Consider the following 15,063-nt stretch of genomic DNA (forward strand, 5'->3'; position numbering starts at 1 on the left):
GCCTGATCACCACGCCCGGCTGACGCCGGGAACACCGGACGGCGTCTAGCGTGACGGTCATGGAAGAGCAGCACGCCCGCAGGCCCCCGGCCTGGGCCTGGCCGTCCCGGTGGTGGCGGTACGGGCCGCCGGGGCGCAACCGCCGGGACGACGAGGACCGGGGCGTCGGCCGGCCGTGGCGTTCCACCCTCCTGCTCACCGTCCTCGTGCTCGCCGGTTCGCAGTTCGCGGCTCACGCCCAGGCGGGTGAGCGCGCCCCTCTGGACACCTTCGCCCGCGTGCTGCTCCTCGCGGGCTGCGGCGTGCTGCTGTGGCGGCAGCGGTACCCGGTGTTCGTCGCCTTCGCCACGGCCGCGGCGGCGATGGTCTACCTGAGCGCCGGGTATCCGTACGGTCCGGTGTTCCTCACCGTGGCGGTCGGCTGCTTCGGCGCTGTCGTCGCCGGGCACCGCAGGGCCGCCTGGACGGCGGTCGGGTTGCTGTGGGCCGGCCATCTGCTGGTGGCGCACTGGCTCTACCGCCGGCTGCCTCCGACGGGGGACGGCGCCGCCGCCTGGAGCCAGGAGATCGTGACGGCCGCCTGGGTGGTGGCGATCGTGGCGATGTCGGAGTTGGTCCGCGTGCGGCGCGAGCAGTGGGCGCGCGACCGGACCGAGCGGGCGCTGGCCGCGGCGCGCCGCGCCGACGAGGAGCGGCTGCGGATCGCCCGCGAACTGCACGACGTGCTCGCGCACAGCATCTCCGTGATCAACGTCCAGGCGGGTGCCGGTCTCGCGCTCCTCGACTCCGACCCGGAGCAGGCGCGTACGGCTCTCATCACCATCAAGGCCGCCAGCAAGGAGGCGCTGGGGGAGGTCCGGCAGGTTCTCGACACGCTGCGGGCACACGGGGAGGCGCCGCGGGCCCCGGCGCCGGGCCTCGGCCGGCTCCCCGAACTGGTCGAGCAGGCGGCGAGCGCCGGACTGACGGTCGAGGTGCTGGGTGAGGTCACGGGGCTCGCGCCCGGCACCGACCTCGCCGCGTTCCGTATCGTGCAGGAGGCGCTGACCAATGTCGTACGGCACTCGGGATCGCGGCACGCGCGGGTGCGGATCGACCGTACGGAGGGCGCGTTGCGGCTGCGGGTCGACGACGAGGGCCCCGCGACCGGCGCGGACGCCGGCGGCAGCGGCAACGGGCTCGCCGGGATGCGGGAGCGGGCCGCGGCGCTGGGTGGCACGATCGAGGCCGGACCGCGCGCCGACGGAGGTTTCCGCGTGCTGGCGCTGCTGCCACTCGGACTCGGGGAGGACCGGTGATCCGCGTACTGCTCGCCGACGACCAGTCGCTGGTGAGAGCGGGCTTCAAGGCGTTGCTCGACGCGCAGCCGGACATCGAGGTGGCCGGGGAGGCCGCGGACGGCGAGGAGGCGCTGGGCAGGGTTCGCGAACTGCGGCCGGACGTCGTCCTGATGGACATCCGCATGCCCCGCCTCGACGGTCTCGCCGCCACCCGCCGCATCACCGGCGAACCGGACCTGGAGGGCGTCAAGGTGGTCATGCTCACCACCTTCGAGCTGGACGAGTACGTCTTCGAGGCGATCCGCTGCGGAGCGTCGGGCTTCCTCGTGAAGGACACCGAACCGGAGGAACTCCTGCGCGCGGTGCGGGCGGTGGTGGAAGGGGACGCGCTGTTGTCGCCGGGGGTGACCCGGCGGCTGATCGCCGAGTTCGCGGCCCGCTCCAAGGAGCCGGCGGCCGTCCGGTCGCTGTCCGCACTCACCGAGCGGGAACGGGAGGTGATGGCCCTGGTCGGCATCGGTCTGTCGAACGACGAGATCGCCCGCCGCCTGGTCGTCAGCCCACTGACCGCGAAGACCCATGTCAGCCGGACCATGGTGAAGCTCGGAGCGCGCGACCGGGCCCAACTCGTCGTGCTGGCCTACGAGTCGGGACTGGTGCGGCCGGGCTGGCTGGGCTGACGGACGTGCTGGAAGCGGATCAGCACCGTCACCACGGTCGCGAAGAAGGTGACGGCCGCGAGACCGGCCGCGGCCTGCTTCAGCGTGTCGCTCGTCCCGCCCGGAGCCCCGAAGAGGGCGGGGACGGCGAAGAGCACGCCCAGGCACGCCGCTCCGGCCAGCACCGCGCCCGCGAACAGCGCGTAGCCGATCTCGACCGTCATCGCGTCCCGCTCCGCCTGCGTACGTCTCCCCATGCACCGAGTCAAACAGGCCAACGCCCGGCGGGCAAGCAAGTGTCCGCCGGGCGTTCCGTGCTGCGGGTGTTGGACCGGCCCGGGCGCGAGAGCGGGGCGACGAGCCGGTTGATGCGCGTGGACAGGCGGGCCGGTCAGTCGACGACCGCCACCCGCGCCTCCTCCGTCTCCTCGTGCGCCGTGCCCGGCTCCTCGTGCGGCGAGCGGGCGACCACGATCGTCTCCCGCGTCCGCGGAGTCCGCAGGCCGGTGAGGGTGACGAGCAGCCCCGCGAGGGCGATGCCGGTCACGACGACCAGGCCCGACCGGTAGCTGTCGAGGACGGCCTGCGGGGAGGAACTCCCGGAGGAGTTCGCGGTCACGACCGCGGTCACGACGGCGAGGAAGATCGCGCCGCCCACCTGGACCGAGGTGTTCAGCAGGCCGGAGACCATGCCCTGCTCGTGGTCCTCCACGCCGTTCGTCGCCTGGATGTTGAGGGACGGGAAGACCAGGGCGCAGGCCGCGCCGATCAGCAGCATCGTCGGCAGGATGACCGCCGCGTAGACGGGGTCGAGGTCGACGCGGAGGAACAGGGCGTAGCCGACGACCATCAGGGCGAAGCCCACGGCGATGAGACGCGGGGTGCCGAACCGGTCGACGACCGAGCCCACCTTCGTGGAGGACAGCGCGACCAGCGCGCCCGCGGGCAGGAAGGCGAGGGCGGTGTGCAGCGCCGACCAGCCGAGCAGCGACTGCATGTACAGCGTCACCATGAACTGGAAACCGACGTACGAGCCGAAGAACGCCATCGCGCCGAGCTGGGCGCGGACCTGACTGCCCGAGCGGAGTACCCCGAGCCGGATCAGCGGGCTCGGGCTGCGCCGTTCGACGGCGACGAAGACCGTGAGCAGGAGCGCGACGGCGGCGAAGGAGAGCAGGGTACGGGCCGTCCCCCAGCCCACCTCGGGCGCCTGGACGACGGTGAAGACGAGCAGCAGCATCGAGGCGGTGCCGATGACGGCGCCCGGGATGTCGTAGCCGCGGTGGTCCTTCTCGCGCTCGCTGCGCGGGATCAGCTTCAGGCCCGTGACCAGTGCGACGACGGCGATCGGGGCGGGCAGCAGCATGGTCAGCCGCCAGCTGGCCTCGGTCAGCAGGCCGGACAGCACGAGCCCCATGGAGAAGCCGGTGGCCGCGCAGGTGGTGTAGATCGAGAGCGCGCGGTTGCGCAGCGGGCCCTCGGCGAAGGTCGTGGTGATGATGGACAGGCCGGCCGGCGCGGTGAAAGCGGCGCTCAGACCCTTGATGAAGCGGCTGGCGATCAGCAGCGGTCCCGAGTCGACGAGTCCGCCGAGCAGCGAGGCGAGTGCGAAGACGCCGAGGGCCACCAGGAAGACCTCGCGGCGGCCCAGCAGGTCGGCGGTGCGTCCGCCGAGGAGGAGGAGCCCGCCGTAACCCAGGATGTAGCCGCTGACGATCCATTGGAGCGTCGACGTGGAGAGGTCGAGTTCGGAACCGATGGACGGCAGGGCGACGCCGACCATCGACACGTCCAGCGCGTCCAGGAACATCGCGGCGCAGAGCACCAGCAGGGTGCCCCACAGCCGAGGCGTCCAAGTGCTCTGGGACGCGGGGGCGGTGAGCGGAGAAGTCATGACGAAGACAGTACATGCATGCGCATCCAATGCAAGTGCATTTAATTCCGATGCAACAAAATGGATTCTTTGCTACGGTGCGCCCATGGCGGCGAAGAAGGCCGAGCAGGTACTCGTGGGCGAGTGGCGGGACATCCTCGCGGTGCATGCGCGCACGCTGTGTGAACTCGACCGAGCACTGCACCCGTACGGCCTGGGCGCGAGCGACTTCGAGGTCCTCGACGTACTGGCGCAAGGTGCGGCGTCGGACGGCGGCCCCTCGTACCGCGTGCAGGAGATCTCCGAGCGGGTGCACCTGAGCCAGAGCGCGCTGTCCCGGCTGATCGGCCGCCTGGAGAAGGACGGGCACGTCTCGCGCTGTGTGTGCCCGACGGACCGCCGGGGCGTCCGTGTAACGCTCACGCCGAATGGGCGCGAACTGCACGGCGAGGTGCTGCCGGTGCAGCGGGCGGTGCTGCACCGGATGCTGGCGGACCGCCCGGCCACAGGCCGCTGACCTGAACGGCCCCCGGTCAGGTCGGGCCGCCCGGCTGCGAACCACCCGCCCTCGGATCGGTCAACTCGCCGCGGGCGCCGACGGGGCGCTCGTAGAAGATCCTCCCGCACCTCACGGTGACCGAGAACCTGGCGCTGCCGCAGCGCCGGGTCCGTCGCACGTGCGCCTCATCGGTCCGATCAGTTCCAGGTGACGGCCGACTTCTCCCGCCACAGGTCGGCGAGTCCGGTGTCGCCCGCCACGCTCGGGAAGGGCCGGCGGTTCCACAGCGCCAGGTACAACTGGTCTGCCGGTCCGGCCAGTTCGCAGTCGGCGTCCCCTTCCTCGCCCGGCTCGCCCACGGGCGGCTCAGCCGACAGCCGTACGGTCCACACGGCGTCCACGGCGTCCACGGCTCCCGTGGCGTGCGCGAGGTCCGCGGTGCCGGTGGCTCGCACGCGCAGCACGCGGGGTACCTCCGAACGCACCCTGCTCTTCGGGCGGGTGTGGAACCCGCGCAGCAGCTCGTCGACACCGTCCACCGCGAAGGCCGTGGCGATCGCGGTCGGCTCACCTCCGAGTGCCGACTCGGCGTCGACCCGGTGCACGGTCGTCTCGTGGGCCTGCCGTCGTGCCCAGAAGGCCAGCGGTGAGGGCGCGGGCAGGAAACTCCAGCACTGTATGCCGGACGGTGCCGCGGCCAACGTGTCGACGAGCCGGCGGTGGCCCTCCCTGAACCATGCCAGGAGTTCTCCGCCGTCCAGGTCGGGCAGGCCGCCGTCGGGCTGGTACGAGGTGTGCCCGTCGGCGACGAACGCCGTTGCCCAGCGGTGCACCATGCCCGTGTGCCGCAGCAGGTCGCGCACCTGCCATCCCGGGCAGGTCGGCACTGCGGCCTCGACTCCGGCCTCCGCGGCGGCCGAGGCAAGCAACTGGCCTTCGCGGTCCAAGGTTTCCAGGAACTCTGTGATCTTCACTGCGCAAGTGTGGCGGATGGACCGAGGTCGGGGCAGAGCGACTCAACCGCCAGGAGACAGCCCCGCACGTCCCTTCCCGCGGACCGGATCGCGCTGCGGGAACGCGAACTGCGCGCTCCCCGCGCGGGTTTCGGCCGAGCAGGCCTGCCACGTGCCGCCCCGCTCCCCGAGGCAGGCCGTCAGCCCACCGCCGAGCGGCGGGTCGCGAAGCCGATGACGGCCGCCACGGCCGACAGTGCCGCCACGCTCGTGAGGGCCGCGGGCAGTGAGAACCAGTCCGCCATGAATCCGATCGCCGGCGGTCCGAGGAGCATGCCGCCGTAGCCGAGGGGTGGACGCGGTCGCGACGCCGCCCGGCCCTGCCAGCGCGCCCGCACGTTCGACGGCGACCGGGAAGATGTTGGCGAGGCCGAGTCCCGTGACCGCGAAACCCAGCAGTGCCGCCCAGGCCGCGGGTGCCAGCGCGCCGAGCAGCATGCCCGCGCATGCCAGAGCGCCGCCCGCCACCAGTGTCCGCGTCCGCCCGGCCCGTTCCAGGAGGGTCGTGCCGCCGACCCGGCCGATCGTCATGCCGAGTGCGAAGCACGCATAGCCCGCCGCGGCGACGCCGGGGTGGGCGTCCAGGTCCTGTTCCAGGTGCAGGGCGCCCCAGTCCGCCAGGGCGCCCTCCCCGTAAGCGGTGCAGAGGGCGATCAGGCCGAGGACGACGACGAGGCCCCGAGTCCGCGCGTCCCGACTTCGTGGCGTGCTGTCGCTCTCCCGGGGCTGCGTGCGGGCCGCGGGCGCCGGCGGCTGGCATGATCGGCGCCGGGCTCGGCGGACTTGTCGCCGGCGCGCTCTCCCCCGCACAGCATCTGCTCGGCCTCACCGTGATCGGACTGCTGGTGACAGCCGTCGTGAGCCGCACCCTGCTGCGCCTGGAGTGGCGGATGCGGCTCAGGGGCTGCGCGCGGAGTTCTCGGACGGGCGGATCAGACCGCCAGGACCTCCACTCCCGCCTCCTCGAACCGCCGCACCGTCTCTTCGGCGACCGCGGTGTCCGTGACGAGGGTGTCGACCGCGTCGGCCGCGCAGATCCGCGCGAACGCGCGCTGTCCCAGCTTGCTGGAGTCGGCCGCGACGATCACCCGCGCGGCGCGCTCGCACAGCAGGCGGTTGATCGCGGCCTCCGCCTCGTCGTGCGCAGCGGCCCCGTGCTCGGCGTCGAAGGCGACCACGCCGAGCACGGCCACGTCGATGGTGATCTGCCCCAGCACGCCGTCCGCGAGCGGCCCGATGAGCTCGTACGACGACGGGCGCGCCACCCCGCCGGTCACCACGATCTTGAACTGGGGCCGCACGGCCAGTTCGTTGGCGATGTTGAGCGCGTTGGTCACCACCGTCAGCGCGGGTGAGCCGGACGCCAGGTCGGGGCGTACGGACAGCGCACGGGCCACCTCCGTGGTGGTCGTGCCGCCGGTCAGGCCCACCGCCTCGCCCGGCGTGACGAGACCGGCCACCGCCTTGGCGATCCGCTGCTTCTCCGAGGCCCGGCGGGCGGTCTTGTAGCGCAGCGGCAGTTCGTACGAGACCCCGTGGACCACCGCGCCGCCGCGGGTGCGGACCAGCATCTGCTGCTCGGCGAGCTGGTCCAGGTCGCGCCGGATCGTCGCGGCGGACACCTCCAGCTCCGCCGCGGCCTGCTCGACGTCCAGCCGGCCCCGCTCCACGAGCAGCTCCAGCAGCGCCTTCCAGCGGGCGTCGCGCGACATGCGCACTCTCCGTTCCTCGATCTTCCGCGACCCTAGCGCACCGTTCCCCCGTCCGAATGCTTGATTGTGCTCGAAAGGTGGCAATATCTTGCACGAACAAGCAGCGACGCCATTCGTGGAGTGGAAGGGATACGGCATGACCCATGTCGAGAACGAGCTGATGAGTCAGCCCGAGTGCTGGGCCCGAGCCACCGAACAGGCCGAGGGGCACGGTGCCGCGCTGCCGACACCGGGGGAGCGGGTCGCCGTCGTGGGATGCGGCACCTCGCTCTTCATGGCCCAGGCCGCCGCCGCGCTGCGCGAACAGTCGGGGCAGGGCGAGACCGACGCCTTCGCCGCATCCGAGTTCCCGCACGGCCGGACGTACGACCGGGTGGTCGCCCTCACCCGCTCCGGCACCACCACCGAGGTGCTGGAGCTCCTCGGCCGGCTCCGGGGGCGTACGCGGACGACGGCCGTCACCGCCGACCCGCGCACGCCCGTCATGGACTGCGCCGACGACGTCGTGGTCCTCGACTTCGCGGACGAGCGGTCCGTCGTGCAGACGCGGTTCGCGACCACCGCCCTCACCCTGCTGCGCGCACACCTCGGTCTGCACTCCGACGCCGTCGTGGCCGACGCGGCCATCGCACTTCGGACTCCGCTGCCCGAAGGGCTCGTCGACGGCACGCAGTTCACCTTCCTCGGCCGCGGCTGGACCGTCGGGCTGGCCTGCGAGGCCGCGCTCAAGATGCGCGAGGCGTCGCTGGCGTGGACCGAGGCCTACCCGGCGATGGAGTACCGGCACGGTCCGATCAGCATCTCCACCCGCGGCACGGCTACCTGGATGCTCGGACAAGCCCCTGACGGGCTGGCCGAGCAGGTGCGGGCGACCGGCGCCCTGTGGGTGGCCGGCGTGCTCGACCCGCTGGCGGAACTCGTCCGCGTCCAACGGCTCGCGGTCGCGGTCGCCGCCGCCCGTGGGCTCGACCCGGACCGGCCGCGTCACCTCACCCGGTCGGTCATCCTCCGGCAGAACGCACAGTGAGTCGGCTCAACCGCCATTACAGAAGGAGGAGTTGTGCCACTCGCCGCAACCGGTGACCTGATCGCCACCGCCGTCGGGACGCGGACCGCCGTCCCCGCGTTCAACATCATCACGCTGGAGCACATCGAGGCGGTCGTCACCGGAGCCGAGGCCGTGAACGCGCCCGTCGTCCTCCAGGTCAGCGAGAACGCCGTGCGGTTCCGTCACGGACGCCTGCTCCCGCTGGCCCGTGCCGCGGCCGCGGCGGCGGAGCGCGCCGCGGTCCCCGTCGCGCTCCACCTCGACCACGTGCGCAGCGACGCGCTCCTGCGCCAGGCCGCCGACGCCGGGTTCAGCTCCGTGATGTACGACGCGGCCCGCCTGCCGTACGAGGAGAATCTCGCCGTCACCCGGGCGGCCACCGACTGGGCGCATGCCCAAGGGCTCTGGATCGAGGCCGAGTTGGGCAAGGTGGGCGGCAAGAAGGGTGAACCGGCGCTCGACGCGCACGCGCCCGGCGCCCGCACCGACCCCACCGAGGCCCGCGCCTTCGTGGCGGACTCGGGCGTGGACGCCCTGGCGGTCGCGATCGGCAGTTCGCACGCGATGACCACCCGCACCGCCGCCCTCGACCACGAGCTGCTCAAACGGCTGGCCGCCGCGCTGGACGTGCCGCTCGTCCTGCACGGTTCCTCGGGCGTACCGGACGACGAACTGACGGCGGCCGTCGCGGGCGGCATTGCCAAGGTCAACATCGGAACGGCGCTGAACCTCGCCATGACCGATGCCATCAGGGAGTTCCTCGCCGCCCACCCCGAGGCGGCGGACTCCCGCGCGTACCTCGGCGTGGGGCGGGAGGCCATGGCGCGGACGGTGGCGCGCCTCATCACGGTGCTGCGCGGCTGAGGCGCACCCGGTGAGCGCCCGAGACGCCGGTGAGCGACTGAGACGCACCCGGTGCGCCGAGTCGCGTCCGGTGCGCATCGGCTCAAGGACCTGCGCGCACCGGGCGCCGGCCCGGTGAGCCGGCACCGCAGCGGGGCGCAGCTCGGGGCGCGGCTACTTCTTGACCGCCCTGAGAAGCACGAACTTCGCGTCGCTCGCGACCAGTTCACTGTTGCCGAACAGACGGCGCAGCTTGAGGTGGTAGCCGAGATGCCGGTTGCCGATGACCCACAGCTCGCCGCCCGGCCGCAGCGCACGGCGTGCTCCGCTGAACATCCGCCACGCCGTCGCGTCGGTCGTGGCCTGGTGGGAGTGGAAGGGCGGATTGTTCAGCACGACGTCGACACTCCCGCTCGGTACGTCGGTCAGCCCGTCCCCGACGAGGAACTCCGCCGAGCCCGCCATGTCCGCCGGGCCGTCCGCCGCTGCCGGCTGCTCCACGTTCGCCCGGTACGTCGCCTCGGCGGACGCGACCGCCTGGTAGGACTCGTCCACGAACAGCACACTCGCCCGCGGATTGGCCAGCGCGACCGCCGTACCGACGACCCCGTTGCCGCAGCCGAGGTCCACGACGCGCTCGGCGCCACGGCTCTCCGGCAGGTGCTGGAGGAGGAAGCGGGTGCCGATGTCGAGGCGGTCGGCGCAGAAGACCCCCGCATGATTGGTGACGGTCCGTCCCGACACCACGCCGACGCCGTCGGGGAGTTCGTAGCGGTACGGCCACGGGTTCGTCGGCCGTACGAGCCCCGGCGAGGGGGTGCTGAAGATGAGCCGGGCCTTCTGCTCGGCGAGGGACGTGCGGGTCGGGCCGACGATCCGCTCGAACAGGCGCAGCGTCGAGGTGTGGATCTCCTTCACCATGCCGGTGCCGACGACGACCGTCCCCTCGTGCAGGGCCGGTGCGAGCCGGTGCAGCTGGTCCTCCAGCAGCGCGAGGCTCCGGGGGACCCGCACGATCAGGACGTCGACGCGGTCGGGCGGGGTGTCCCGCGTGGTGAGGAGGCGTACGGAGTCCTCGTCGACGCCGTTGTGCCGCAGATTCGCCCGGGTCGCCTCCCGCGCGAGGTGGGAGTCGGTGATCTGCACCGGCCGGTGCGCCGCCAGTGCCGTGGTCAGCGCGCCCCACCGGTCGCCGGTTACGACCACCGACCCGGACAGGGAGGTGTCGCTCGCCGCGAGGTGGCGCAGGACATAGGCGTCGGACGCGTCCCAGGCACGCAGCCGGTCGCGGGGGTCCTCGGGGAAGCGGGCCAGCGTGTACTCGCCCCAGGGTGTGGCCATCCGGTCGTTCATCGTGCCCCAGGCTATCCGAGGCGCGGCTCAGCACCGGTCAGGGTGGGTGCGGGCGGTGCACACAGGGCGCGCCGGGCCGCGCGGGCCCCGCGATGCCGGGCCGCGGTCCCGGCCCTGACCCCGCGGGTGACCCGGCCCCGTCGGCGCCTGAGTGATGATGGAGTCATGGACAGCGAGCTGTTTCCGCGCGGACGGACGGAGGTCGCGCCGGGCGCGGTGCACCTGCCGGACTGGCTCGACCCCGTGGGCCAGCGGGAGCTGCTGGCGGCCTGCCGCGCGTGGGCCGCACCGCCCGCGGGGCTGCGCACGGTCCGCACCCCCGGCGGCGGCACCATGACCTCCCGGCAGGTCTGCCTGGGCCTGCACTGGTATCCCTACGGGTACGCGCGCACCGTGGTGGACGGCGACGGCTCGCCGGTGAAACCCTTCCCGGACTGGCTGGCGGACCTCGGCCGCCGCGCGGTGACGGATGCTCTCGGCCGGGCGGCCGCGGGTCACCCCGCCCACGACATCGCACTGATCAACTTCTACGACGCCGACGCCCGGATGGGCATGCACCGCGACAGCGACGAGAAGTCGGACGCGCCGGTGGTGTCCCTGAGCCTCGGCGACACCTGCGTCTTCCGGTTCGGGAACACCGAGGCGCGGACACGGCCGTACACGGACGTCGAGCTGCGCAGCGGGGACCTCTTCGTCTTCGGCGGCGCCTCCCGGCTCGCGTACCACGGCGTCCCGCGGGTGCACGCGGGCACGGCGCCCCCCGAGCTGGGTCTCACCGGCAGGCTGAACGTCACTCTGCGGGTGGGCGGCTTCCCGGACGCGTCCTAGCGCCTGTCCGGATCATGGGAGACTCGCCCTCATGAACGGCAAGGCGGCCCCCCGGGCGGCGGGGGAAGGGAACACGCGGACGCGGCTGGACCGGGGGCGTGGTGCGCTCGGACCCGCGCTGGAGCTCGTGCACACCGGACGTGCGCCGACCCGTGCCGTGCTCACCGCCGAACTGGGGGTCACCCGGGCGACGGCCGGCGCGGTGGCCGCGGAGCTGGAGGCGCTGGGCCTGATCCGCGTGGACGCGCGGCCCGGAGCGGCCGCCGGATCACAGGGCCGCCCCTCGCACCGCCTCGGGGTCGCCGAGGACGGCCCCGTCGCGCTGGCCGCGCAGGTCCACGCCGACGGGTTCCGCGCGGCGCTGGTCGGCCTGGGCGGCCGGATCGTCGCCACCGCGCCCGGCTGTGAGACGGTCGACGCCGACCCGGCGAAGGTCCTCGGCTCGGTGGTCGAGGCGGGCGCCGACCTGCTGGCGGCGACCGGGCGGCGCTGCGTCGGCGCCGGACTGGCCGTGCCGTCGGCGGTCGCGGAACCGGACGGCCTCGCCCTCAACCCGCTCCACCTCGCCTGGCCCGCCGGTGCGCCGGTCCGGCAGATCTTCGCCGAGCGGGTGCGCGCCGCCGGCATCCTCGGACCGGCCTTCGCGGCCAACGACGTCAACCTCGCCGCGCTCGCCGAGCACCGCCACGGCGCGGGCCGCGGCGCCCGTGACCTGCTGTGCGTAGCCACCGGCCACCGGGGTGTGGGCGGCGCGCTCGTGCTCGACGGGCGGCTGCACACGGGCAGTTCGGGCCTCGCGCTGGAAGTCGGGCACCTCACCGTCAATCCCGAGGGGCGGCCCTGCCACTGCGGGAGCCGGGGATGCCTCGACGTCGAGGCGGACCCGCTGGCCTTCCTGGACGCTTCAGGACGTACGCCGGGGCCCGAGGTCTCGCTGCTCCAGCAGTCCAACGACCTGATCCGCGGCCAGTACGCCGACCCTGCCGTCCGTACGGCCACCGAGGCACTGATCGACCGGCTCGGGCTCGGGCTCGCGGGGCTGGTCAACATCCTCAATCCGGACCGCATCATCCTCGGCGGACTCCACCGCACGCTCCTGGACGCCGACCCGGACCGCCTGCGGGCCGTGGTCGCCGACCGCAGCCTGTGGGGGCAGAGCGGCGGTGTGCCGATCCTTCCCTGCACGCTGGACCACAACAGCCTGGTGGGCGCTGCCGAGTTGGCGTGGCAGCCGGTCCTCGACGACCCGCTGGGGGCGCTCGCCGTCCTCTGACACCCCGGCCCGGCGCGGACCGCCTAGAGCCACTCGACCGCGAAGGCGCGGCCAGGGTTCTCGACGAGGACGCGTTCCACCAGCTCCCTGCCGAGGGCGAGTTCGAGCCGCGGCCGGACCCGGCGCAGCAGATACGGCATCCCGGGGCCGCCGTTGACCGAGCGGGCACCGGCGGTCGTCGTGTCGCCGCCCAGGAGGAGCCGATGGCCGAAACCGGCCTCGGCGAGCGCCCGTACGGCGTCCGGCATGCGCCAGTCCGTGGCGTGGTGGGCGCGCGAGGGCCCGTCGAAGGCGAGGTAGGCACCCGCCTCGGCGGCGCGGCGCTGCACCACCGGGTCGGGCGACCGGTTGAGGTGGCCGAGGATCACCCGGTGCGGCGGAACGCTCAACTCCCCGCACAGCAGGTCGAGTACGTCGAGCGCACCCGTGCCCAGCTCCAGGTGGACGGCGACGGGTGCACCCGTGGCGTGGTGGGCCTCGGCCGCCGCGGTCATGGTCCAGCGGGCGTGTGCGTCCAGGGTGTGGAAGCCACCGGCGACCTTGATCAGCCCCGCCCGGACCCGTGTCGTGCCGATGCCCCGCGTCAGTTCCGCGACGAACACCTCCGCCAGCCTGCCGCGCAGCTTGCTGAGCAACTCCGGTGCGTAGTGCTCGGCTTGGTGCAGGCCCGTCGCGGCGACCACGTGCACTCCCGTGTCGCGGGAGAGGAGCGGCAGATCCGCGGCCCGCCGGCCGAGTCCGTACGGCGTCCACTGCACCACGCTCGCACCGCCCTGCTCCCGGAACGCGGCCAGTTCGGCCCGCGCGGAGGCGGCGTCGCACAGTTCCTGGCCGGGGAGGCGGGGGCTGCCGAAGAAGAGGTGGTCGTGCGCGTCGCACACGCCCAGTTGTCCGGGGAGCACATCCCCGAGGACGGTGCGGACCGTGCTCACCACTGCGGCCCCCGTGGCAGCAGGCCTCGCCCGGGCTGCGACATGTGCAGGACCTCGAACACCTCACCGGCCGTCCCGGGGTCGTCGTGGGCCCACACCGAGAAGTGCACCACCTCCCAGTTCCGGGTGTCGACGGCGGTCGCCGCGCAGACGGCACCGTCCAGTGCGGCCAGCCGCCCGGCCTCGCGCGCCGCATCCTGCGCCGCCTCCGACAGCGGCACCCCCTCCGGGAGGGACAGGCGGCGCCGCAACGCGACCGCGCCGGGCGAACCGGCGGTGCCCCCTTCCTCGTACGCGAGTCCGGTCCACTGCTGCACCACGGGCCGTCCGAAGTCATCGACGATCCCCTGGAACGGGCCGGTCCAGAGGAAGGCGTTCATGCCCTCCACCGTGTTCCACAGGTAGAACGGGGCGTACTGGTTGACCGGGGAGCCGTGCACGCCCCGCTCGCGTATCAGATAGGTCTTGAAGCCGAGACCGTCCCAGTCGTCGAGCCGGTGTCCGAGCCGGGCGACCCGGTCGCGGACGACGCTCATGTCGTAGTCGGCCGGCAGGGTCAACTCGTACTGCATGGCGTGCATCGTGCCTCCGAAAGGGCTGATCGGGCCGGGTGCCGGCCGGGAAGCCGTGCTCAGCGCGAAGGGGAGAGAAGGGCGAGCAGTCCGCGCACGCCCGTGTCGAACGCGGCGGGCGAGCCGGACGCGCGGGCGAGGACGTAGCCGCCCTGGACGGTGGCGACGATCGTCGCGGCGATCTCCTCCGCGTCGAGGGAGGGAGCGAACTGCCCCTGTTCCTTGCCCTCTTCGACGATGTGGGCGAGGCGCTCACGCAGCCAGTCGAGTGTCGCGTCGACGGGAGCGCGCAGTTCCTCACTCGCGATGACGTCCGGATCCATCGTCAGCCGCCCGACGGGGCAGCCGCGCAGCACGTCGCGCTCGCGCCGCAGATACGCCTCGATGCGCTCGTACGGCGTGCCGGAAGCGCTCAGTACGCCCTCGGCGGTGGCCCGCAACTCCCCGGCGGTCCGGGTGATGGCCGCCAGGGCCAGCTCGGGCTTGCCCTTGAAGTGGTGGTACATGCTGCCCTGGCCGGCGCCCGCGTGCTGCTGGATCGCCTTGGGACTGGTGCCCACGTAGCCGCGCTCCCACAGCAGTGCGCGGGTGGACTCGATCAGTCGCTCCGAGGTGCTCATGACCGCACTGTACATACTAGTAGGTACAGAAGTCGAGAGGGTTCGTGAACCACGGGAGCAATCCATGAACCCCCGCGTACTCCCGGGGAGGTACGCACACTGCCGCTGTCCGTACGACGACCCGGCGCCCTCCCCGGGGAGAGGCTCGGAGCATCACGAGGCAACGACCGAGGAGATGAACCGAGATGCAGACCCTGGCGAACTGGGACGGCGGCCCCGGCCCGTGGATCCTGTTCTTCCCGCTGATCTGGGCGGCCGTCGTGATCGGTGTCGTGACCGTCCTGCGCCGCACCGCCCGGCGCGGCGGAGGCGGTCCGTGGCGGACAGCCGGCGGAGGCCGCCCGGCCGGTGACTCGCCGATCGCCGTGCTCGGCCGCCGCTTCGCCTCCGGCGAGATCGACGAGGACGAGTACTGGCGTCGGCTCTCCGTCCTGGACGAGCAGTTCGGGCGCACGGGCAGGGGAGACGCGGCCTGAGCACGGGACCAGCCGTCACCGTGACGGCCACCGTCCGCCGTCCCGCACCGGTCACCGAGGCCGTCGAGGTGTGCGGCTTCGG

The 15,063-nt window shown here is 73.1% G+C and carries 16 protein-coding genes and 2 pseudogenes; 9 read left to right on the forward strand and 9 right to left on the reverse strand.

Going from position 1 to position 15,063, the window contains the following annotated elements:
- Nucleotides 1–59: 59 nt before the first annotated feature.
- The gene (locus AC0ZLC_RS06685) at nt 60–1,298 is read left to right on the forward strand and encodes a sensor histidine kinase (protein WP_476750946.1); all 1,239 of its coding nucleotides are present in this window, start codon (nt 60–62) and stop codon (nt 1,296–1,298) included.
- Entirely contained in the window at nt 1,295–1,960 is a 666-nt protein-coding gene (locus AC0ZLC_RS06690) for a response regulator (RefSeq protein WP_476750947.1), read from the forward strand. The genes AC0ZLC_RS06685 and AC0ZLC_RS06690 overlap by 4 nt, the downstream gene beginning before the upstream one ends.
- On the opposite strand, the gene AC0ZLC_RS06695 is transcribed toward AC0ZLC_RS06690, so the two are convergent.
- Both AC0ZLC_RS06695 and AC0ZLC_RS06700 read right to left on the reverse strand, forming a co-directional pair.
- Entirely contained in the window at nt 1,921–2,196 is a 276-nt protein-coding gene (locus AC0ZLC_RS06695; protein WP_476750948.1) for a DUF6332 family protein, read from the reverse strand. The genes AC0ZLC_RS06690 and AC0ZLC_RS06695 overlap by 40 nt on opposite strands.
- A gap of 134 nt (nt 2,197–2,330) precedes the next feature.
- Entirely contained in the window at nt 2,331–3,833 is a 1,503-nt protein-coding gene (locus tag AC0ZLC_RS06700) for an MFS transporter (protein ID WP_476750949.1), read from the reverse strand.
- Between the two features lie 85 nt (nt 3,834–3,918).
- On the opposite strand from AC0ZLC_RS06700, the gene AC0ZLC_RS06705 reads away from it, so the two are divergent.
- The gene (locus AC0ZLC_RS06705) at nt 3,919–4,329 is read left to right on the forward strand and encodes a MarR family winged helix-turn-helix transcriptional regulator (protein WP_476750950.1); all 411 of its coding nucleotides are present in this window, start codon (nt 3,919–3,921) and stop codon (nt 4,327–4,329) included.
- Between the two features lie 179 nt (nt 4,330–4,508).
- Here the strand turns inward: AC0ZLC_RS06705 and AC0ZLC_RS06710 are convergent, their stop codons facing one another.
- Together AC0ZLC_RS06710 and AC0ZLC_RS06715 are read right to left on the reverse strand one after the other, a co-directional pair.
- On the reverse strand, nt 4,509–5,285 hold the full coding sequence (locus tag AC0ZLC_RS06710) for a maleylpyruvate isomerase family mycothiol-dependent enzyme (RefSeq protein ID WP_476750951.1): 777 nt from the start codon (nt 5,283–5,285) through the stop codon (nt 4,509–4,511).
- A gap of 179 nt (nt 5,286–5,464) precedes the next feature.
- Nucleotides 5,465–6,077, reverse strand: a pseudogene (locus AC0ZLC_RS06715) (MFS transporter); the annotation flags it as partial.
- Between the two features lie 2 nt (nt 6,078–6,079).
- Between AC0ZLC_RS06715 and AC0ZLC_RS06720 the strand changes: the two are divergent.
- A pseudogene (locus AC0ZLC_RS06720) lies at nt 6,080–6,208 on the forward strand (MFS transporter); the annotation flags it as partial.
- A gap of 48 nt (nt 6,209–6,256) precedes the next feature.
- On the opposite strand, the gene AC0ZLC_RS06725 reads toward AC0ZLC_RS06720, so the two are convergent.
- Nucleotides 6,257–7,036, reverse strand: coding sequence for a DeoR/GlpR family DNA-binding transcription regulator (locus AC0ZLC_RS06725; protein WP_476750952.1), 780 nt, complete (start codon nt 7,034–7,036; stop codon nt 6,257–6,259).
- 136 nt (nt 7,037–7,172) lie between these two features.
- On the opposite strand from AC0ZLC_RS06725, the gene AC0ZLC_RS06730 reads away from it, so the two are divergent.
- Together AC0ZLC_RS06730 and AC0ZLC_RS06735 are read left to right on the forward strand one after the other, a co-directional pair.
- Nucleotides 7,173–8,063, forward strand: coding sequence for an SIS domain-containing protein (locus AC0ZLC_RS06730; RefSeq protein WP_476750953.1), 891 nt, complete (start codon nt 7,173–7,175; stop codon nt 8,061–8,063).
- 33 nt (nt 8,064–8,096) lie between these two features.
- Nucleotides 8,097–8,948 carry a class II fructose-bisphosphate aldolase gene (locus AC0ZLC_RS06735; protein ID WP_476750954.1) on the forward strand — a complete coding sequence of 284 codons (852 nt, stop codon included), beginning with the start codon at nt 8,097–8,099 and terminating at the stop codon, nt 8,946–8,948.
- Nucleotides 8,949–9,101: 153 nt separating this feature from the next.
- On the opposite strand, the gene AC0ZLC_RS06740 is transcribed toward AC0ZLC_RS06735, so the two are convergent.
- On the reverse strand, nt 9,102–10,280 hold the full coding sequence (locus AC0ZLC_RS06740; RefSeq protein ID WP_476750955.1) for a methyltransferase: 1,179 nt from the start codon (nt 10,278–10,280) through the stop codon (nt 9,102–9,104).
- Nucleotides 10,281–10,445: 165 nt separating this feature from the next.
- On the opposite strand from AC0ZLC_RS06740, the gene AC0ZLC_RS06745 reads away from it, so the two are divergent.
- On the forward strand, nt 10,446–11,108 hold the full coding sequence (locus AC0ZLC_RS06745; protein WP_476750956.1) for an alpha-ketoglutarate-dependent dioxygenase AlkB family protein: 663 nt from the start codon (nt 10,446–10,448) through the stop codon (nt 11,106–11,108).
- Between the two features lie 31 nt (nt 11,109–11,139).
- Nucleotides 11,140–12,381 carry an ROK family protein gene (locus AC0ZLC_RS06750; RefSeq protein WP_476750957.1) on the forward strand — a complete coding sequence of 414 codons (1,242 nt, stop codon included), beginning with the start codon at nt 11,140–11,142 and terminating at the stop codon, nt 12,379–12,381.
- 23 nt (nt 12,382–12,404) lie between these two features.
- Here the strand turns inward: AC0ZLC_RS06750 and AC0ZLC_RS06755 are convergent, their stop codons facing one another.
- From AC0ZLC_RS06755 to AC0ZLC_RS06765, 3 genes are read right to left on the reverse strand one after another with little or no spacing between them, the layout of a single operon-like run.
- Nucleotides 12,405–13,313 carry a phosphotriesterase family protein gene (locus tag AC0ZLC_RS06755; protein ID WP_476751196.1) on the reverse strand — a complete coding sequence of 303 codons (909 nt, stop codon included), beginning with the start codon at nt 13,311–13,313 and terminating at the stop codon, nt 12,405–12,407.
- Nucleotides 13,310–13,894 (reverse strand): DUF4865 family protein, encoded by a 585-nt coding sequence (locus tag AC0ZLC_RS06760; protein ID WP_476750958.1) that lies wholly within the window; start codon nt 13,892–13,894, stop codon nt 13,310–13,312. Before AC0ZLC_RS06760 ends, AC0ZLC_RS06755 begins: the two co-directional genes overlap by 4 nt.
- A 50-nt stretch (nt 13,895–13,944) precedes the next feature.
- Complete coding sequence (locus AC0ZLC_RS06765) at nt 13,945–14,505, reverse strand: TetR/AcrR family transcriptional regulator (RefSeq protein WP_476750959.1); 561 nt, start codon at nt 14,503–14,505, stop codon at nt 13,945–13,947.
- Between the two features lie 185 nt (nt 14,506–14,690).
- Between AC0ZLC_RS06765 and AC0ZLC_RS06770 the strand changes: the two genes are divergently transcribed.
- Nucleotides 14,691–14,981, forward strand: coding sequence for an SHOCT domain-containing protein (locus tag AC0ZLC_RS06770; RefSeq protein WP_476750960.1), 291 nt, complete (start codon nt 14,691–14,693; stop codon nt 14,979–14,981).
- Nucleotides 14,982–15,063 lie beyond the last annotated feature (82 nt).

It is taken from the genome of Streptomyces sp. GLSS-08 (assembly GCF_056387915.1).